This window comes from Bacillus halotolerans, from assembly GCF_001517105.1.
Taxonomy (GTDB): Bacteria; Bacillota; Bacilli; order Bacillales; family Bacillaceae; genus Bacillus; species Bacillus halotolerans.
Genome location: NZ_LPVF01000010.1, coordinates 513,541 through 533,339, shown reverse-complemented (window position 1 = coordinate 533,339; position 19,799 = coordinate 513,541). Strand labels below are relative to the sequence as shown.

Sequence of the window (19,799 nt, the reverse complement as noted above, 5' to 3'; positions counted from 1 at the left end):
GCTGATACCCTTTATGATAAATAGAAGAATTAGGTACTCGCCTGGGGAACGGAGGGATACTTTTGGCTTCAGAGATGATAGTTGACCATCGGCAAAAAGCTTTTGAGCTACTGAAAGTTGACGCTGAGAAGATTTTGAAGCTGATCCGAGTACAAATGGATAACTTAACGATGCCTCAATGTCCTCTATATGAAGAGGTATTAGATACTCAAATGTTCGGACTTTCGAGGGAAATCGATTTTGCTGTCCGCCTGGGATTGGTTGACGAAAAAGATGGAAAAGACCTTTTATACACATTAGAACGCGAATTGTCTGCTTTGCACGACGCGTTTACAGGTAAATAAATGATAAAACTCAAACTAATTAACAGTTTGGGTTTTTTTATAACTGCTTGCTTTTTTCACCGTTAATGACGGTCTCTTTTTGTGCATTTCATCCGAATCGTATAGAGAATCTTCGTGTCGTTTGATAAATTGTAGTAAAATAAAAAATATAAATACATAAAAACCATAGGTAATGGAAGTTGGAAGCAGGGAAGAGGATGTTATGTTAAAAAAAATGCTAAAATCTTATGATTACTCACTGATATTCGCAATTGTTTTACTATGCGGATTCGGTTTAGTGATGGTGTACAGCTCAAGTATGATTACGGCTGTTTCTCGGTATGGGGTGAGCAGTAATTATTTTTTCATGCGGCAGCTGTTTGCTTTAATTGCAGGAGGAATCCTTTTTATTGTTATGGCCGTGTTTCCTTATAAAGCACTGGCTCATCAAAAATTTCAAAAGGTAATGCTGCTTGCTTCTGTGTTTGCGCTTATCTCACTGTTTATATTCGGGCATGTTGCCGGAAATGCGCAAAGCTGGTTTAAAATCGGCGGAATGAGTATCCAGCCGGGTGAATTTGTCAAGCTGGTGGTCATTTTATATCTAGCAGCTGTATATGCAAAAAAACAAAGCTATATTGATCACCTGTTAACGGGAGTTGCGCCTCCTGTGGTGATGACGGTTATTATCTGCGGTTTAATTGCCATGCAGCCTGATTTTGGTACAGCGATGATTATCGCCATCATCGCAACGTGTATGATTTTGTGCTCTGGTTTCAGCGGAAAGACGCTGGCAAGGCTAGTTTTGCTGGGCGGAATTGTTTTAATCCTGGTCAGCCCGCTTATTTATTTAAATAAGGATGATATTTTAACTAAAGGGCGTTTAGCTCGTTTTGAGAGTCTGGAAGATCCGTTTAAATATGCGGATTCATCTGGTTTGCAAGTGATCAATTCTTATTATGCGATTGGGTCTGGCGGTATTTTCGGTCTCGGACTCGGTGAAAGTATCCAAAAATACGGGTATCTTCCAGAATCCCATACTGACTTTATCATGGCCGTGATTGCTGAAGAACTTGGCATTTTTGGGGTATTATTTGTTGTTTTCCTGCTGGGCTTTATCGTATTAAAAGGTTTCTATATTGCGAGAAAATGCGAGGACCCGTTTGGAAGTCTTCTGGCAATCGGCATTTCAAGCATGATTGCCGTACAATCGTTTATTAACCTTGGCGGTGTCAGCGGGCTAATCCCGATTACGGGTGTTACGCTGCCATTTATCAGCTACGGAGGCTCTTCTTTACTTCTATTATTGGGAAGCATGGGGATATTAATCAATATCAGCATGTTTGTGAAATATTCAGAGAATAAGAAAAAGAGAGAGTCCTTGGCGCCAAAGGGAATGAAAAAGAAGCAGCTCGAAAAAACTGTTTATCTGTAAAAAACAAGTGTGTACACGTGAAGGATATTCCGATATGATAGATTATATTCCATTCGGGTAAGGGGGAAAAAAGTTTGTCACAGCAATCGATACAAAAAGTGTTAGTAGCAAACAGGGGAGAAATTGCAATCCGTATATTCCGCGCTTGTACAGAATTGAATGTTCGTACAGTTGCTGTTTATTCAAAAGAAGATTCCGGTTCCTATCATCGTTACAAAGCCGATGAAGCGTACCTGGTTGGCGAAGGGAAAAAACCAATTGATGCCTACCTGGATATTGAAGGTATTATTGATATTGCGAAAAGAAACAAGGTGGATGCGATCCACCCGGGATATGGTTTCTTATCTGAAAATATACATTTCGCAAGGCGCTGTGAAGAAGAAGGCATCGTGTTCATTGGTCCGACTTCTGAACATTTAGATATGTTTGGTGATAAGGTAAAAGCGCGTGAGCAGGCGGAAAAAGCCGGAATTCCTGTAATACCAGGAAGCGACGGCCCTGCAGAAACGCTTGAAGCAGTCGAACAATTCGGACAAATTCACGGTTACCCGATTATTATTAAAGCTTCGCTTGGCGGCGGCGGCCGCGGCATGAGAATTGTCAGAAGCGAAAGTGAAGTCAAAGAAGCATATGAACGTGCGAAATCAGAGGCAAAAGCAGCCTTTGGCAATGATGAAGTATATGTAGAGAAACTGATTGAAAACCCTAAGCATATTGAGGTCCAGGTTATCGGGGACAATCAGGGAAACGTGATTCATCTATTTGAACGTGATTGTTCTGTTCAAAGACGCCACCAAAAGGTAATCGAAGTAGCACCGAGCGTTTCGCTGTCAACTGAATTGAGAGACCAAATTTGTGAAGCTGCGGTTGCGCTTGCTAAAAACGTGAACTATATAAATGCTGGTACGGTTGAATTCCTTGTCGCGAACAACGAGTTTTATTTTATAGAAGTAAATCCGCGTGTTCAAGTTGAACATACAATTACGGAAATGATTACCGGTGTTGATATTGTGCAGACACAGATACTTGTTGCCCAAGGCCACAGCCTACATAGCAAAAAAGTCAACATTCCGGAGCAGAAGGACATTTTTACAATCGGCTTTGCGATTCAGTCACGGGTAACGACTGAAGATCCGCAAAATGATTTTATGCCTGACACAGGGAAAATCATGGCTTACCGTTCAGGCGGAGGCTTTGGTGTTCGTCTTGATACAGGAAACAGCTTCCAAGGCGCCGTTATTACGCCATATTACGATTCACTGCTCGTTAAGCTTTCAACTTGGGCTTTAACGTTTGAACAGGCGGCGGCCAAAATGGTTCGAAACCTTCAGGAGTTTAGAATCAGAGGAATTAAAACAAACATTCCGTTCCTTGAAAATGTCGCAAAGCATGAAAAGTTTCTGACAGGACAATATGATACGTCTTTCATTGATACAACGCCTGAGTTGTTTAATTTCCCTAAGCAGAAAGACCGCGGAACAAAAATGCTTACTTATATCGGGAATGTGACCGTGAATGGTTTCCCTGGAATCGGCAAAAAAGAAAAACCGGCGTTTGACAAGCCTTTAGCTGTAAAAGTCGACGTTGATCAGCAGCCTGCAAGAGGAACAAAACAGATTCTAGATGAAAAAGGCGCTGAAGGGCTTGCTAATTGGGTTAAAGAACAGAAATCTGTTCTATTAACTGATACAACATTCCGGGATGCCCATCAGTCTTTACTGGCGACTAGATTCAGATCACATGATTTGAAAAAAATCGCTAATCCGACGGCTGCGTTATGGCCGGAGCTGTTCAGCATGGAAATGTGGGGAGGTGCGACCTTCGATGTAGCCTACCGCTTCCTGAAGGAAGATCCATGGAAGCGTCTGGAGGACCTCCGCAAGGAAGTGCCGAATACGCTGTTCCAGATGCTGCTTCGCTCCTCAAACGCTGTCGGCTATACGAATTATCCGGATAATGTGATTAAAGAATTTGTGAAGCAATCCGCTCAATCCGGTATTGATGTTTTCCGTATTTTTGACAGCTTAAACTGGGTAAAAGGGATGACGTTAGCCATCGATTCCGTTCGGGATTCAGGTAAAGTGGCTGAAGCGGCAATTTGTTATACAGGTGATATTCTTGATAAAACCCGTACAAAATATGATCTTGCTTATTATACATCTATGGCGAAGGAGCTTGAGGCTGCAGGGGCCCATATTCTCGGAATTAAAGATATGGCAGGTCTGTTAAAACCGCAAGCTGCATATGAGCTGGTGTCTGCGTTGAAAGAAACGATCAATATTCCGGTTCACCTTCATACGCATGATACGAGCGGCAACGGAATTTATATGTATGCAAAAGCAGTAGAAGCAGGCGTTGATATCGTAGACGTGGCGGTCAGCTCAATGGCTGGCTTAACATCGCAGCCTAGCGCGAGCGGATTTTACCATGCGATGGAAGGCAACTCCCGCCGTCCGGAAATGAACGTGCAAGGCGTGGAATTATTATCCCAGTATTGGGAATCAGTTCGTAAATACTATAGTGAATTTGAAAGCGGGATGAAGTCTCCGCATACCGAAATTTATGAGCATGAAATGCCTGGAGGCCAATACAGTAACCTGCAGCAGCAGGCGAAGGGAGTAGGCCTGGGCGATCGCTGGAATGAAGTCAAAGAGATGTACAGACGAGTAAATGATATGTTCGGTGATATCGTGAAGGTTACGCCTTCCTCTAAAGTAGTCGGGGATATGGCGCTGTACATGGTGCAAAATAACCTGACTGAAAAGGACATTTACGAAAAAGGCGAATCATTAGATTTCCCTGATTCTGTTATTGAGCTTTTCAAAGGAAATATTGGACAGCCTCATGGCGGATTCCCGGAAAAACTTCAAAAGCTCATTTTAAAAGGGCAGGAGCCGATCACAGTGAGACCGGGAGAATTGCTTGAGCCGGTATCCTTTGAAGCGATTAAACAGGAGTTTAAAGAGCAGCATGATCTGGAGATCTCAGACCAGGATGCTTTGGCGTACGCCCTTTATCCTAAAGTCTTCTCTGATTATGTAAAAACTGCTGAAAGCTATGGGAATATTTCGGTATTAGATACTCCGACCTTCTTCTATGGCATGACATTAGGCGAAGAAATAGAAGTGGAAATTGAACGCGGGAAAACGCTGATCGTCAAACTGATTTCAATCGGTGAACCTCAGCCGGATGCAACTCGTGTGATCTATTTCGAACTGAACGGCCAGCCGCGTGAAGTGGTCATAAAGGACGAAAGCATTAAGTCTTCCGTTCAGGAAAGATTAAAAGCAGACCGTACAAACCCAAGTCATATTGCGGCTTCTATGCCTGGAACTGTCATCAAGGTACTGACAGAAGCGGGTGCCAAAGTTGATAAAGGTGATCATTTGATGATCAACGAAGCCATGAAAATGGAAACAACGGTTCAGGCGCCATTCTCAGGAACAATCAAACAGATTCATGTGAAAAATGGAGAGCCGATCCAAACGGGAGATCTGCTTCTCGAAATTGAAAAAGCATAATCAAAAAGAGTGTATATCATTTGATATACACTCTTTTTTAGTGAGGAACGAGATATGAACGTGCAGCTGCTGCAACGAGCGGGGGCTGTTTCAAACGTGTGTGAAGGACGCATGGGTTGTCTGCTCGCGGGTGCAGGAATGAGAAAAGCAAGCTGATGCTTAATAAGCTTCGTATAATTACGGCTTCTTTTCGGGTGAGAATGAATTGACTTCTAGAGGAAAAGTTATTTTAATTAAAATCCTGTCCCAAACATCGATTGAGCAGCGCGTTTAGAATACATCATCGCCCGAGATGATCCAAACCTTATATAAATCATCAAGTTCAGTATGCAAACCGAAAGTTGAATTATATGAAGCTGCCGAAATGGAATGATAAAAAAGACCAAAGCGTATAAGAGCTTTGGTCTTGTGTCTTATGCCCGTCTTGATTCGTAACGAAAGCGTGCAATCAATAATAAGAAGTAGCATAAAACCCCAAACAGGCAGGCAATAAAAAATGAGTGCGCAAGCGCAAAGCCCAGCGCCAGTTCAGAATACACGATCATAATGCCGGATAGTGCCTGTAACGTGATAAAAATAAGACACGAAATCCAGCCCCAAAAGATTTGCTTTTGTTCTTTATAGGCAGTAATCGCATGAACAGCGGCAACGATAATCCATACAAACAGGAGCAAGGCTGCAGTTCTGTGCCCCATTTGCACCCATTCGTGAAATTGGGTCGGAAGTCCATTGTTCAGCCGGCTGCACAGCGGCACATCAGGACACGCCAGACTGGATTCTGTATGTCTTACGTATGCGCCAGTATACACAACGATATAGGAATATATCAAAATACCTATCATGTGAAATTGCATTTTCTTGCCGATTTGAAGCGGTTTGACCAGTTTTCTGGCTGATTTATCAGCTTCAAATATAAGCAATGTCAATATTAAAACAGACGCAAAAGAAATCAGTGAAATCCCAAAATGTAGCGCCATAATAAGCGCGTTTGAACCGAACACGACAGCCAACGCGCCAAGCAGTGCCTGAAGAAACAAAAAGATAATGGACATGATGGCGAGAAACGTTGTTTCACGGAAAACAGGTGTGATTTTTCTCCATGACCAAAAGGCAAGGCTTAATACAAGAATAATTGAGATGCCGCTTGCGAATCTGTGGCTCCATTCAATAATAGAAGCGGGATTCAGTTCAGGGAAGAAACGCCCGTGGCACAGCGGCCACTGTCTGCCGCATCCTTGGCCTGAACCTGTTTTAGTAACGAGGGCTCCCCCGATTAAAACAATAAGCATCACAAATGTTGTCAAAACACCGAGAGCTTTTAATGCTTTATTCATACAATATTCACCTTCTTAACAAACTGCTGCGATTTTTTATACGTACCAAGTGTAAGCGAATATGTGTTTTGTGGCAATTCTTAGAGCCCTTTGTTCACAAAAATATAATAGAATCACGACTTCTGGAAATGTATACTTGATTATTCATGCCGGGTCTGATAGAAATAAGGTAAACGCATTATCGAATTGGCGTTTGCCTTCATCTTTGGTAAAATTCATAAAAAGTTCACAAATAAATTCCTGTTTCTCGTTTAATATTTAATAGGATGTTTTTTTACAAGTTGTTATCTTGTATGATAGAGTTGCAGGTTATTATAAACCTGCGTTAGGTTTGTAAGGGAGGTTTACGTTATGGCTAACTCCAGAATCTTAAATGATACAGCTATAGACGGACAAATTGAAGAAACAACGGCATGGAAAGATTTTCTGTCCCTCATTAAAATAGGGATCGTAAATTCTAATCTCATCACAACTTTTACTGGAATGTGGCTTGCTTTTCATATTTCCGGTTTAAGCTTTTTAGGCAATATAAACACCGTTCTTCTTACTTTATTTGGATCATCTTTGATTATTGCGGGGTCCTGTGCGATCAATAACTGGTATGACCGGGACATTGACCATATTATGGAGCGTACAAAAGTAAGACCGACGGTTACGGGTAAAATTCAGCCGAATCAGGCATTATGGTCTGGAATTTTGCTTGTTGCTTTAGGATTGATCATGCTGCTGATGACCACTGTGATGGCTGCTGTTATTGGTTTTATCGGAGTATTTACTTATGTTGTCCTGTACACAATGTGGACGAAACGCCGCTATACGATTAACACAGTAGTAGGAAGTGTTTCCGGAGCGGTGCCGCCTCTGATTGGATGGACGGCAGTAGAAGGAAATATCGGCGTCGTGGCATGGGTATTATTTATGATTTTATTCATTTGGCAGATTCCTCACTTCTTATCGCTTGCCATTAAGAAAACTGAGGACTACAGAGCCGCGAATATCCCAATGCTTCCTGTCGTATACGGATTTGAAGTAACGAAAAGACAAATTATTGTATGGGTTGCGTGCCTGATGCCGCTTCCATTCTTTTTAGGAAGCCTCGGTCTTCCGATTGTGATTCTCGGATTGCTGTTAAATATCGGCTGGCTGATTCTTGGCTTGATGGGCTTCCGTTCAAAAAATATCATGAAGTGGGCGACGCTAATGTTCGTTTACTCATTGAATTACATGACAATCTATTTCGTTGCAATGGTTGTCTTTACGCTTTTCTAAAAAATAGATACATTGCTTGTTTTATCGCTTCAAAATAAACGATGACAACTAGTAAATGCCGCCTTGACCTTTTGTTTAATCAGGCGGCTTTACTTTTATACATAGATGGCATTTTGAGTAAAAAAACTCATAATTTAAGAGAAGAGGAAATGTAAGTGCTTTATTGGGAGGCGGGCTGGATTGCATTAAGAATCAATCTATTCTCCGCCGTTGTATTGACCAGAAAAGGGGTTGGGTGAAATGGTAAAGCATTGGCGTCTTATCTCATTATTAGCCTTAGTGCCGCTTCTGTTAAGCGGATGTGGAAAACCTTTTTTATCCACGCTCAAGCCTGCTGGCGAGGTGGCTGATAAACAGTATGACCTGACAGTGCTCAGTACATTGATTATGGTTGTTGTCGTAGCAGTCGTATCTGTTATCTTCTTTTATGTGATTGTGAGATTCAGAAGGTCGCGGGTTGGGGAGAACACGATACCAAAACAGGTGGAAGGGAATAAATTTTTAGAAATCACATGGACAGTGATCCCTATTTTGCTGCTCATCATTCTTGTTATCCCTGTCGTATTATATACGCTTGAACTCGCAGATACATCACCTATGGATAAGAAAAACCGCAAAGCCGAGGATGCTCTTGTTGTCAATGTCAGAGCAAATTTGTATTGGTGGGAGTTCGAATATCCTGATTACGGCATTATCACAAGCCAGGAGCTGATCGTACCGACAGACCAGCGGGTTTATTTCAGTTTAAAAGCCTCTGATGTAAAACATTCTTTCTGGATTCCTTCAGCAGGAGGAAAAATTGATACCAATACTGATAACGAAAATACGTTCTTCTTAACCTTCGATTCAAAACGCAGCAAAGAGGCGGGAGATACGTTCTTTGGAAAGTGCGCTGAGCTATGCGGGCCTTCACACGCACTCATGGATTTTAAAGTAAAGGCGCTTTCTGCGAAAGAATTCCAGTCATGGACAAAAGATATGAAAAACTATAAGACGGCAGCAGAAAGTGATTTGGCTAAGCAGGGGGAAGAGCTGTTCAAAGAGAAGAACTGCCTGAGCTGCCATGCGGTCGAGCCAAATGATAAGCGTGCAGAGGCAGCAAGAACGGCGCCAAACCTTGCTACATTCGGTGAAAGGACAAAAGTGGCAGGGGTGAAGGATGCGAATAAAGAAAATGTGAAAGCCTGGCTGAAAGACCCTGAGAGCATAAAGCCGGGGAACAAAATGACAGGAACATATCCGAAGCTTTCAGACAGTGAAATGGACGCGCTTTATGAATACTTAAAAGGCTTGAAAGCAGAAAGCAAGTAGGGAAGAAAGGGAGATATTGGGGGAGGTCACATATGTTGAATGCGCTTACAGAAAAGCGGACGCGCGGATCTATGCTTTGGGATTATTTGACGACGGTGGACCATAAAAAAATAGCGATACTTTATTTAATCGCAGGGGGATTCTTCTTTCTTGTCGGGGGAATTGAAGCGATGTTTATCAGAATCCAGCTTGCAAAGCCGGAAAATGCTTTTCTCAGTGCTCAAGCGTACAATGAAGTGATGACGATGCACGGGACGACAATGATCTTTTTGGCTGCGATGCCGCTTTTATTTGCTTTGATGAATGCGGTTGTTCCATTGCAGATCGGGGCGCGGGATGTTTCGTTTCCATTTTTAAACTCGCTTGGTTTTTGGCTCTTCTTTTTCGGCGGCATTTTCTTAAACTTAAGCTGGTTTTTGGGAGGAGCGCCAGATGCGGGATGGACGTCATATGCCTCGCTTTCGCTTTATTCCAAAGGACACGGCATAGACTTTTTCGTCCTTGGACTGCAAATATCCGGACTGGGGACGCTGATAGCCGGGATTAACTTTTTGGCCACGATTATTAACATGAGGGCTCCCGGCATGACGTACATGAGGCTGCCTTTGTTTACATGGACGACATTTGTGGCGTCGGCATTGATTTTGTTTGCGTTTCCGCCGCTTACGGTTGGCTTGGCTCTTATGATGCTGGATCGGCTGTTCGGCACAAATTTCTTTAATCCAGAGCTTGGCGGTAACACGATTATTTGGGAGCATTTATTTTGGATATTCGGACATCCGGAGGTTTATATTCTGATTTTGCCTGCTTTCGGTATTTTCTCAGAGGTCATCCCTGTGTTTTCCAGAAAGCGATTGTTTGGATATTCTTCAATGGTTTTTGCGATCGTGCTTATCGGTTTTCTTGGCTTTATGGTTTGGGTGCACCACATGTTTACGACAGGTCTCGGGCCGATTGCGAACGCAATCTTTGCAGTTGCTACAATGGCGATCGCGATTCCGACCGGGATTAAGATATTTAACTGGCTGCTGACGATTTGGGGAGGAAATGTGAAGTACACGACGGCCATGCTGTATGCCGTCTCATTTATCCCATCCTTTGTGCTTGGCGGTGTGACAGGTGTCATGCTGGCTGCGGCAGCTGCAGATTACCAGTTCCATGATACGTATTTTGTTGTGGCGCACTTTCACTATGTCATTATAGGCGGAGTCGTATTCGGGCTATTAGCCGGTGTTCATTTCTGGTGGCCGAAAATGTTTGGTAAAATTCTGCATGAAACAATGGGGAAAATTTCATTTGTTTTGTTTTTTATCGGTTTCCATCTTACTTTTTTCATCCAGCACTTTGTCGGTTTAATGGGAATGCCGCGCCGTGTGTATACCTTCTTGCCAGGCCAGGGGCTTGAAACCGGCAACTTGATCAGTACAATCGGGGCGTTCTTTATGGCAGCAGCAGTTATCCTCCTGCTTGTCAATGTCATCTGGACCTCGGTGAAGGGCGAATATGTCGGAGATGATCCATGGCATGACGGGCGTACGCTTGAATGGGCTGTTTCGTCACCACCGCCAGAATATAATTTTAAACAGCTTCCATTTGTCAGAGGGCTTGACCCGCTGTGGATCGAGAAGCAGGCGGGACACAAATCTATGACACCGGCTGAACCGGTTGAAGATATCCATATGCCAAACGGTTCAATTCTGCCGCTGATCATTTCCTTCGGACTCTTTGTCGCTGCCTTTGGTCTCTTGTATAGAACCGAGCACGCTTGGGGTCTGCCGGTGATCTTTATCGGACTTGGCATCACATTTTTTACAATGCTGCTCCGTTCAGTGATTGATGATCACGGTTATCATATTCACAAAGAGGAACTGCCGAACGATGATAAAGGGGTGAAGGCGTAATGCAAATTGAAGAAAAACTCACCGCAGAGACCTTTCCAGCTTCTCCCGAAAAAGCAACACTGGAAGGGAAAAATAAATTTTTAGGCTTTTGGCTTTTTCTTGGGGGAGAGACTGTTTTGTTCGCGTCTCTCTTCGCCACTTTTCTTGCACTCCGGAATTCAAACGCCGGTGACCCGCCTACGACAGAAATCTTTGATGTCACACTCGTTTTTATCGCCACAATGCTCTTATTAACGAGCAGTTTAACGAGTGTGTATGCGATGTACCATATGAAAAACTTTTCATTTGGCAAAATGCAGCTCTGGCTGGGAATTACCTTGTTATTGGGTGCGGGATTTTTAGGCTTGGAAATTTACGAATTTAAGCATTACACACATGAGTTTGGCTTTACCATTACAAGCTCGGCGCTTGGCTCATCGTTTTATACGCTTGTCGGCACACATGGTGCACACGTGGCGTTTGGCCTTTTGTGGATCAGCACGCTGATGATTCGCAATGCAAAGAGGGGCTTGAGCTTATATACCGCGCCTAAGTTTTACGTGGCCAGTCTTTACTGGCATTTTATTGATGTCGTGTGGGTCTTTATCTTTACCGTTGTATATTTAATGGGGATGGTGGGATAAACATGGTCGATAAAAAAAGCAGAGGACATATCAGCGGCGACCTTGAATATAAGAAAAAGAAGCATGCTCAGGAGATGAAATATCAAGTCATGTCTTTTGGCCTGATGATCGGTCTTACGCTCGTTGCATTTCTGACTGTGGCAACAGACGGCATCGGCAGCTGGTTTACGATTCCTTTCATTATACTGCTTGCGGCTGTTCAAGTGATATTTCAGCTGTATTACTTCATGCATATGAATCAGAAAGGTCATGAAGCGCCGGCATTGTTTCTGTATTCAGGCATGTTTGTCGCGTTCATTACGGTGCTTGCGTTTGTTACAATTATATGGTGGTAATTTAAGCAGCCGCCGGAGGTGAAGACATGAATCAGTTAGACGTGTTTGGGTTTCGCGCCATGTGGAGCCCTTATCTTTTTTGTATCCTTTTAGGCATCACGGTGCTTTACATCTTTTTTTACAGACGGATGTCTTCAAAGCCCGACCGTATCACGGGTAAAGAAATGGCCTGTTTTCTGTCGGCGATGCTGTTTTTATATGCAGCCGAAGGAAGCCCGGTTGATCTGCTCGGACATATTATGTTCAGCGCCCATATGGTGCAGATGGCTGTTTTGTATTTAGTGGTTCCGCCTTTATTAATCGCAGGAATTCCCGCATGGGCCTGGGAAAAAATGATTTTTCGGCCTGCCATTAAACCGTTTTTTACATTTTTCTCTACACCTTTAATTGCATTGCTTTTATTTAACGGCATTTTTTCTCTATATCATGTGCCGCTAATATTTGATACTGTCAAAACGGATACGCTTTACCATGCGTTAATGACTTGGCTCATCTTCGTGTTAGCGTTTTTTATGTGGTGGCCGCTCGTACACAAGGTGGCTCGGCTCCCGCAGCTCAGCGGCCTGATGAAGCTGGGCTATATTATGGCGGACGGTATGCTGCTCACGCCTGCTTGCGCCCTGATCATGTTTAGCGGCACGCCCTTATATGCCACTTATACCGATCCGTCTGCCTGGGCGGAAGCCATGAAGCTTTGTGTTCCTGCGGATATGCTGGGACAGGTTCCGTTAACAGGACCGGAAATGTTTAACACACTTCCTTTGTTAGAGGATCAGCAGCTTGGGGCAGTTATGATGAAAATCATTCAGGAAATTGTGTACGGCGCTTTTTTGGCTATTGTCTTTTTCCAATGGGTGAAGAAGGAAAGGGAAAAGGATGGACAGGAGGAGCCGCCTTATATTCAGCAGACGATATCATAAAAGGTACAGCGGCAATCGGCTGTACCTTTTTTATTACATTTGAACTGTTTTCAGCATGTCGGAGATGTCCTGGATGAGTGCCTTGCTTTTGGTCACAACCTGCACTGGGAATTCTTCTGTTTCTCCATATTCCACTCCGTGCGGGTAATAGTGTTTTCCTAATAGAGGGGGCATTAATTGAATAACGGCGCGGCCGCTTCCGACATCGCCCTCTGTCGCAATGCCTTGAACCCGCAGGTAAAACGTTCCCTCAATCGTCGAAAACTTTCTGTCATAGGTCACTCTTTCATAATCCCATTGACCGGCTCTGATGAGTCCTTTGCTTTCCATCAAATCGTCCAAGAGGCTGAGCTCAGCCTTTACCCCTTCAAGTCCGCTATCAGTAAACTTCAACACTGACCCCTCCTTATAAAAATTACCTTTCCTGACAATCATAGTATGAAAGCGTTAAACTTTCAATGAATCTTCTTCTTTTGAAAGTATGCAAAAATGAAAATTTGACGAAAATATCACTAGATAAAAGGAGGTTTTACGGATGACAAAAATAAAAGATCTGATGACAGCTAACTTGCAATATTGCACGGTATTAGATAATGTATATGAAGCTGCGGTAAAGATGAAAGACGCGGATGTAGGAGCCATTCCGGTAGTTGATGAGGATGGAGAAACACTGGTCGGCATCGTAACTGATCGTGATCTGGTGTTAAGAGGCATCGCCTCAAAAAGGCCGAACTCACAAAAAATCACTGACGCTATGACTGAAAAACCTGTCAGTGTGGAAGAGGACGCGCCAGTTGATGAGGTTCTTCATTTAATGGCATCCCATCAGCTCAGACGCATACCTGTAACCAAAAACAACAAGCTGACTGGTATTGTCACGCTTGGCGATCTATCCTTATCTGAACAAACAAATGAACGTGCCGGCAGTGCTTTATCAGATATTTCAGAGGACGAAAACAGAGAGCAAGGCTTTTTGCATTAACACATAAATCTTTGACATGTTAAATAGGCTGTATTGTAATGAAAAATAAGGCAAGACATGCAATTCACATCACGGGGGTGATAGATTGAAAAATATATTAAGAGCCATGGTTATCCTCTTGATTATTTGCGGAACTTATGTTCTGTTTATTCAATATGGGGCTGTTCCTGAAAAAAAATCAAATGACAGCGAGCCTCAAGTCTCTAACGAGGAAGCGGCAAGCGGCAAACGAATACATATGCCGACTTCGGGATTATTGTCCTTTATGGGCAAATCCGCCGACGATGTAAAGAAAAAACTTGGGGAACCGGAACGTATTGACCCCTCGGCTTATGATTACGAATGGTGGGTTTACAATCAGGGAAAAGACCAGTATGTGCAAATCGGGATGCTGCACAATAAAGTGGTCACATTATTTGCGGCGGGAAATGATATTAACGCAAAGCCCTTCAAAATCGGTGAGTCAACGGGAGAAGTATTTAAGACAACCCAGGTGGCTCCGTTTGTAAATGTAGAGTATAAAGGAAATTCCTATCGGTTTGAGTTTTCTGAAGAGGACATCAACACCAGACCGACTGTAAAAGTAGGGAAGATGTACGTCCAGCTGTATATGGACAAATTTGAAGGGAAGCTATCCAGCATCAGGGCGTTTGATGCGCAAACCTTTGTCAAGCAAAGACCTTATGAGGTAGTGTACCGCGGTGAGTTAGTAGAACCGCAAACCGTTACGGAAGATAAGTGGAAAGAGATCCAATCAACGAGTGAAAAGCAAATACTCGATTTGACCAATGTCATTCGTGTCAAACATGGGTTAGCTAAGCTTGAGTGGGATCAGCCGACGGCCGAAGTGGCTTTTGGCCACAGTGAGGACATGAAAGAAAACAACTATTTCTCCCATGTATCGAAGAAATACGGCACGCTGAAGGACCGCTTAGAAAAAGGGGATGTCGACTTTGAGCAAGCGGGAGAAAATATCGCGTACAATTATGTGGACGGTCCGGCTGCTGTAGAAGGCTGGCTGAATAGTGAAGGCCATCGAAAAGCGCTTCTGCATTCAGACTACACGCACCTTGGCGTTGGTGTAGACCGGAAGTATTACACTCAAAACTTTATTAAACGCTGAAATCAGCCGCGGACGACAGGTCCTGCGGCTTTTTATTGTTTCTGCAAAGGCTTTAGAACAAGGCGATTGCAGCAGACGAAGCTTTCTCAATGGGTACTGCGAGTGACATTACCAAAAAAAATGAACTTTAAGAAGCTGAAGCTTGATCAGTCCAGCTCTTTTTTGATGAGGAGACTTTAAGACCGGCAGGGGTCCATTAAGGATCTTGTACTGCCGGGCTTTGGAATGCGGCATCCCAAACATTTGCAAAGGGCAGGAATCTTGATTTCAGGAACAATTAAGGCCCCGGCTTTATCGGGGGAGGAAGCTTCTGTTAATCTGCGCTTCTTGTTGTACGAGAAAATGATTTTTCGATGAATATTAGGCGAACACAATGGCTCACAAACCGATACATTGTAGTAGGTATATTTTTCGGAGGGGGTGAGGATTGTGGCGAATCAACATGCCAATCATTCAATTAATGACTTTAAACAATTCGTTAAAAAACATCCCAAGCTGATCAAAGAAGTGCGCAAAGAACAAAGAAGCTGGCAGGACGTGTACGAAAATTGGGTCCTTTTCGGAGAGAAAGACCCCATTTGGGACTCGTACAGAGAACCGGAGGAAGCCGCAGAAGCGGTACCCGAAACATCAGAAAAAAATGATTTTGTTTCTAAAATGGTTACAGCTGTGAAAAAGATGGATGTCAATCAAATGAATGAACAGATCAATAAAATGAGCCAGTCGATCTCATCGTTGCAAAGCCTTCTCAACACATTTTCCGGAAGCGGACAGAAGCAATCTCAGCCAGGGCCCGGACAGCATCCTTTTTCTTTTCGGAAGGATTAATAAAGGAGAGCTTATATGCGCAAAGACGTTCAGGAATTTATTTTAGCAGATAAAGAACGAAAACGATTCTTAAGAGAACAGCCGATATGGTACCGGAGGCTGGCGAGAAAGCCGGATGATCTGGCTTCATTTCAGCTTGAGATGATGAATTTTTACGAAAAAACCATTCCGCATCGGGTGAATCAATTTACGAACGGGATTCAAATGGCGCAAATGATGATGCAAATGTTCCAGGCAATGCGGACAAAAGATTAAAAGACCCGAAAAAGGGTCTTTTTCATTGTGTAAACTAGGGAGGCTTTTATAAGTCTATTTTTAAGGGCGGCTAAGCATTTTCCAATTGGCTGGTTTCATGGTAAACTAACAACTGGAGGTGCGTGCTATGTATGCGACGATGGAATCCGTGCGGCTTCAAAGTGAAGCTCAGCAGCTTGCCGAGATGATTCTGCAGTCGGAGACGGCTGAGAACTACCGCAATTGTTACAAGCGTCTCCAGGAAGATGAAGAGGCAGGGCGGATTATTCGTTCTTTTATCAAAATAAAAGAGCAATATGAGGATGTGCAGCGTTTTGGCAAATATCATCCTGACTATAGAGAAATATCCCGGAAAATGAGGGAGATCAAACGGGAGCTCGACCTGAACGATAAGGTGGCCGACTTCAAAAAAGCGGAGACGGAACTGCAGTCTATTCTTGATGAAATCAGCGTTGAAATTGGGACAGCTGTATCAGAGCATATTAAAGTTCCGACTGGGAATCCTTATTTTGACGGTTTGTCTTCATGCGGAGGCGGCTGCGGATCAGGCGGCGGCTGCGGATGCAAAGTGTCATGACGAGACTGGCCGTCTCGTCTTTTACATATAAGAGAAATCAGGCAGGTGAATGTATTGGAGAATAGACGCCAAGGCATGATTGTGTATCTTCATTCTTTAAAGCAAAGCAAAATGCTGAGAAAGTTCGGAAATGTGCATTATGTGTCAAAACGCTTAAAATATGTCGTGCTGTATTGTGATATGGGCCAAATTGAAAAAACAATGGACAAGATCTCATCTTATTCTTTTGTTAAGAAAGTTGAGCCTTCATATAAACCGTTTTTAAAATTGGAGTTTGAATCAAAGCTTGATAAAGCAAAAGAATATGATTATAAAATCGGAATATAGCTGTATAAAAAAATCCCCGCAGGTTTCTGCGGGGTCCTTCTATTCCTTAACAAGTTAAGGAGAAGGCAAAGGGAGAGGAGAAACCGGAGGAAGAACTTATGGGGAAACGTAAGTCTTCTCCGCGGTTGGCAACAACATCCTCTGGATGCTGTTGCTTATAGTATGGACAATGATCATTCCGCTTATACACTTGTATATGAAGATTAGCGCTCATTGTTTGAAAGAATGCTTTATGATAAGATAGGATTGGTTTTTTTCTTATACATAACGGCGTCCGGCCGAACAAGGAAACAAAATAGCTTTTAGAAAAAGTGGTGTGGAACATGAGAGTAATTTCTGGATCAAAAAAAGGCCGTTCACTTAAGGCAGTGCCGGGAACATCAACGAGACCGACAACCGATAAAGTGAAGGAATCCATTTTCAATATGATTGGCCCTTATTTTGATGGGGGCAGGGGGCTTGACTTATTCGCAGGAAGCGGAGGTCTTGGTATTGAAGCGCTTTCACGAGGGTTTGACCATTGTGTATTTGTTGACCGTGATTTTAAAGCGATTCAAACGGTGAAATCGAACTTGAAAACATTAGAGCTTACAGCATATGCAGATGTGTACCGTAATGATGCGGAACGTGCTTTGCACGCAGCTGCGAAAAGAGAAGCGGGCTTTCACGGGATTTTTCTTGATCCTCCGTATAAGGAACAAAAACTGAAGGCGCTCTTAAGTGTGATAGACGAACAACAAATGCTGGAGGATGGCGGCTTTATCGTCGCAGAGCATGACAAAGACGTCGAGCTTCCCGAAGCAGTAGGTGATCTAGTGATAACAAGAAAAGAAACCTACGGCCTGACAGGGGTGGCGATCTATAAAAAGAGGGGGTTGTGATGTGACGAGTATAGCTGTCTGTCCCGGCAGTTTTGATCCGGTGACCTACGGGCATCTGGATATCATTAAACGGGGGGCTAATATATTTGATCAAGTGTATGTGTGTGTGTTGAACAATTCTTCAAAAAAGCCGTTATTCAGTGTAGAAGAACGCTGTGAGCTTTTGAGAGAAGTGACAAAAGACATTCCGAACATAACAGTTGAAACGTCACAAGGGCTGTTAATTGATTATGCAAAAAGAAAAAATGCAAAAGCCATTTTAAGAGGCTTGAGAGCGGTGTCTGATTTTGAGTACGAGATGCAGGGAACATCCGTAAACCGCGTGCTTGATGAATCAATTGAAACCTTTTTTATGATGACAAATAACCAATATTCTTTCTTAAGCTCAAGCATAGTAAAAGAAGTGGCAAAGTATAAAGGTGCGGTGTCAGAATTTGTACCGCCGGAAGTCGAGAAGGCGCTTCAGAAAAAATTCAGGCAAGGATGAGTGTTTTTAAGCTCATCCTTTTTTTGTACCGTTTGTCAGTCTGTAAGAAAAAATGAAAATGTACGTAAACAGTGCACATAACGTGACAGCAGGGCCAATCTCCACAAGCAGATTCCATCCGCTGATAAGAGCTGTCGGCAGCTCACCTGTATCTAGAGATTTAAAAACGTACTGATCATGGTCATTCCACGCGGTGTAAAGAGGTTTCCATAACAGAATGACAAAAACGGCGGCATAAATGCCTTGCAGCACACGCGCAATAAAGAATGGTTTAAATCTGATGTCCGTCTCTGATAAAATGCCTGCCACCTGAGCCTGAACGGAAAAGCCGCTGAATCCGAGGATAAAGCTGACAACAACAGCTTTTTGCAAAAGGGAGACATCTGTCTCGCTGACAAGCTTGCTTCCTAATGTGATTTCAAACATTCCTGATAATAGAGGAATGTCCAATTGAGCGGGAAGCTGAAACAAGGTCAGTGCGCCTTTTGTAACAATAGAGAGAATATCGGTCAGCTGTACGACGGATAACAAACGATTAAAGACAGAAAACAAAATAATAAAGCCGCCTACCATTAGAAGCGTTTGAACGGATGAGGTTACAGCGTCGCCCAAAATTTTTCCTAAAGGCCGTTTTTCCGCAAGCCTTGCGGTGTGAAGCGCATGTAAAGCATCTTTGATAGAAGGCAAAGATATGGTTTTATTTCTCATGAGCTGGCGCTCTTCTTTACGCCCGTAGGAGCGCATCGTTAAACCGACAGCCAAATTACCCAAATAGTGTGCAGATGCTAATAAAATACCTAATGACGCATTCTGAAAAAAGCCGACGGCGACAGCTCCAAAAATAAAGAGCGGGTTGGATGAATTGGTGAAGGAAGCAAGCCGTTCTGCTTCTACTCTTGAAATCTGTTTTTCCTGCCGCAGCCTTGCCGTCAGTTTTGCGCCCGCGGGGTTCCCTGATGCCATGCCCATGGCCAGAACGAAGCCGCCGACACCCGGCACGCGGAAAATAGGGCGCATAAAAGGCTCAAGCAGAACACCGACAAACCTTACAATACCAAAGCCGATTAATAGCTCAGACAGTATGAAAAACGGCAGCAAAGACGGAAATACGACCTCCCACCACATGGACAGCCCGGTTTTAGAGGCTTCGAATGAGGCCTGCGGATGTGAGATGACAGTCGCTGTTAAAAAAATAAAAAACGCAGCAATCAAAAGTGTATGAATTTTCGACAAGTTCATTCTTACCTCCCCGACGCTAAAAATGCACAATGACATGTATATCATGATAAAATATGGTATGACTCGAAACGGCCAAGCAGTACCTGTCCTCTTGACCCTTTGTACTAATATACGAGCATAGGGGTTCA

Annotated in this window: 20 protein-coding genes; 17 read left to right on the top strand and 3 right to left on the bottom strand. The window is 43.4% G+C overall.

The features are described from left to right. The first annotated feature begins 62 nt into the window (after window positions 1-62). The 3 genes from AU387_RS13040 (at window position 63) to pyc (ending at window position 5,279) form a co-directional block, all read left to right on the top strand. On the top strand, window positions 63-344 hold the full coding sequence (locus tag AU387_RS13040; protein WP_003221339.1) for an Fpa/YlaN family protein: 282 nt from the start codon (window positions 63-65) through the stop codon (window positions 342-344). Window positions 345-546: 202 nt separating this feature from the next. Beyond that, window positions 547-1,758, top strand: a complete 1,212-nt coding sequence (locus tag AU387_RS13035; protein WP_059335848.1) for an FtsW/RodA/SpoVE family cell cycle protein — start codon at window positions 547-549, stop codon at window positions 1,756-1,758. A 74-nt stretch (window positions 1,759-1,832) separates the two neighbouring features. Beyond that, the gene (gene pyc, locus AU387_RS13030) at window positions 1,833-5,279 is read left to right on the top strand and encodes a pyruvate carboxylase (protein WP_059335847.1); all 3,447 of its coding nucleotides are present in this window, start codon (window positions 1,833-1,835) and stop codon (window positions 5,277-5,279) included. A gap of 413 nt (window positions 5,280-5,692) precedes the next feature. Here the strand turns inward: pyc and ctaA are convergent, their stop codons facing one another. After that, a complete protein-coding gene (gene ctaA / locus AU387_RS13025) occupies window positions 5,693-6,613 on the bottom strand; it encodes a heme A synthase CtaA (RefSeq protein WP_044156006.1) in 921 nt (306 codons plus the stop codon). Between the two features lie 351 nt (window positions 6,614-6,964). Here ctaA and cyoE point away from each other — a divergent pair, with 351 nt between their 5' ends. The 6 genes from cyoE to ctaG all read left to right on the top strand — a co-directional run bounded on the left by cyoE (window position 6,965) and on the right by ctaG (window position 12,972). After that, on the top strand, window positions 6,965-7,882 hold the full coding sequence (gene cyoE / locus AU387_RS13020; protein ID WP_044156005.1) for a heme o synthase: 918 nt from the start codon (window positions 6,965-6,967) through the stop codon (window positions 7,880-7,882). A gap of 240 nt (window positions 7,883-8,122) precedes the next feature. Beyond that, a complete protein-coding gene (coxB, locus tag AU387_RS13015) occupies window positions 8,123-9,193 on the top strand; it encodes a cytochrome c oxidase subunit II (protein WP_044156004.1) in 1,071 nt (356 codons plus the stop codon). A 32-nt stretch (window positions 9,194-9,225) separates the two neighbouring features. Continuing rightward, window positions 9,226-11,094: a cytochrome c oxidase subunit I gene (gene ctaD, locus AU387_RS13010; protein WP_044156002.1), complete on the top strand. Its 1,869-nt coding sequence runs from the start codon at window positions 9,226-9,228 to the stop codon at window positions 11,092-11,094. Beyond that, window positions 11,094-11,717, top strand: a complete 624-nt coding sequence (gene ctaE, locus AU387_RS13005) for a cytochrome c oxidase subunit III (protein WP_059335846.1) — start codon at window positions 11,094-11,096, stop codon at window positions 11,715-11,717. The genes ctaD and ctaE overlap by 1 nt, the downstream gene beginning before the upstream one ends. 2 nt (window positions 11,718-11,719) lie before the next feature. Further along, window positions 11,720-12,052, top strand: a complete 333-nt coding sequence (gene ctaF / locus AU387_RS13000; protein ID WP_044156000.1) for a cytochrome c oxidase subunit IVB — start codon at window positions 11,720-11,722, stop codon at window positions 12,050-12,052. 26 nt (window positions 12,053-12,078) lie between these two features. Further along, entirely contained in the window at window positions 12,079-12,972 is an 894-nt protein-coding gene (gene ctaG / locus AU387_RS12995) for a cytochrome c oxidase assembly factor CtaG (RefSeq protein ID WP_044155999.1), read from the top strand. Between the two features lie 33 nt (window positions 12,973-13,005). On the opposite strand, the gene AU387_RS12990 is transcribed toward ctaG, so the two are convergent. Continuing rightward, window positions 13,006-13,368, bottom strand: coding sequence for a YugN family protein (locus AU387_RS12990; protein ID WP_081638298.1), 363 nt, complete (start codon window positions 13,366-13,368; stop codon window positions 13,006-13,008). Between the two features lie 139 nt (window positions 13,369-13,507). On the opposite strand from AU387_RS12990, the gene AU387_RS12985 reads away from it, so the two are divergent. The 8 genes from AU387_RS12985 to coaD all read left to right on the top strand — a co-directional run bounded on the left by AU387_RS12985 (window position 13,508) and on the right by coaD (window position 18,432). Further along, complete coding sequence (locus tag AU387_RS12985) at window positions 13,508-13,954, top strand: CBS domain-containing protein (RefSeq protein WP_059335845.1); 447 nt, start codon at window positions 13,508-13,510, stop codon at window positions 13,952-13,954. An 85-nt stretch (window positions 13,955-14,039) separates the two neighbouring features. Then, window positions 14,040-15,077 (top strand): CAP domain-containing protein, encoded by a 1,038-nt coding sequence (locus AU387_RS12980; protein WP_024121290.1) that lies wholly within the window; start codon window positions 14,040-14,042, stop codon window positions 15,075-15,077. Window positions 15,078-15,506: 429 nt separating this feature from the next. Beyond that, complete coding sequence (gene ylbD, locus AU387_RS12975) at window positions 15,507-15,905, top strand: YlbD family protein (protein ID WP_059335844.1); 399 nt, start codon at window positions 15,507-15,509, stop codon at window positions 15,903-15,905. 15 nt (window positions 15,906-15,920) lie between these two features. Next, on the top strand, window positions 15,921-16,160 hold the full coding sequence (locus AU387_RS12970; RefSeq protein WP_024121292.1) for a YlbE-like family protein: 240 nt from the start codon (window positions 15,921-15,923) through the stop codon (window positions 16,158-16,160). A gap of 127 nt (window positions 16,161-16,287) precedes the next feature. After that, window positions 16,288-16,737 carry a regulatory iron-sulfur-containing complex subunit RicF gene (gene ricF / locus AU387_RS12965; RefSeq protein ID WP_010334140.1) on the top strand — a complete coding sequence of 150 codons (450 nt, stop codon included), beginning with the start codon at window positions 16,288-16,290 and terminating at the stop codon, window positions 16,735-16,737. A gap of 54 nt (window positions 16,738-16,791) precedes the next feature. Continuing rightward, window positions 16,792-17,064 (top strand): YlbG family protein, encoded by a 273-nt coding sequence (locus tag AU387_RS12960; RefSeq protein ID WP_024121293.1) that lies wholly within the window; start codon window positions 16,792-16,794, stop codon window positions 17,062-17,064. A gap of 323 nt (window positions 17,065-17,387) precedes the next feature. Continuing rightward, complete coding sequence (rsmD, locus tag AU387_RS12955; RefSeq protein WP_024121294.1) at window positions 17,388-17,945, top strand: 16S rRNA (guanine(966)-N(2))-methyltransferase RsmD; 558 nt, start codon at window positions 17,388-17,390, stop codon at window positions 17,943-17,945. A gap of 1 nt (window position 17,946) precedes the next feature. Next, the gene (coaD, locus tag AU387_RS12950; protein ID WP_044155995.1) at window positions 17,947-18,432 is read left to right on the top strand and encodes a pantetheine-phosphate adenylyltransferase; all 486 of its coding nucleotides are present in this window, start codon (window positions 17,947-17,949) and stop codon (window positions 18,430-18,432) included. 12 nt (window positions 18,433-18,444) lie between these two features. Here the strand turns inward: coaD and ylbJ are convergent, their stop codons facing one another. Continuing rightward, window positions 18,445-19,671, bottom strand: a complete 1,227-nt coding sequence (gene ylbJ, locus AU387_RS12945; protein ID WP_044155993.1) for a sporulation integral membrane protein YlbJ — start codon at window positions 19,669-19,671, stop codon at window positions 18,445-18,447. Window positions 19,672-19,799: the final 128 nt, after the last annotated feature.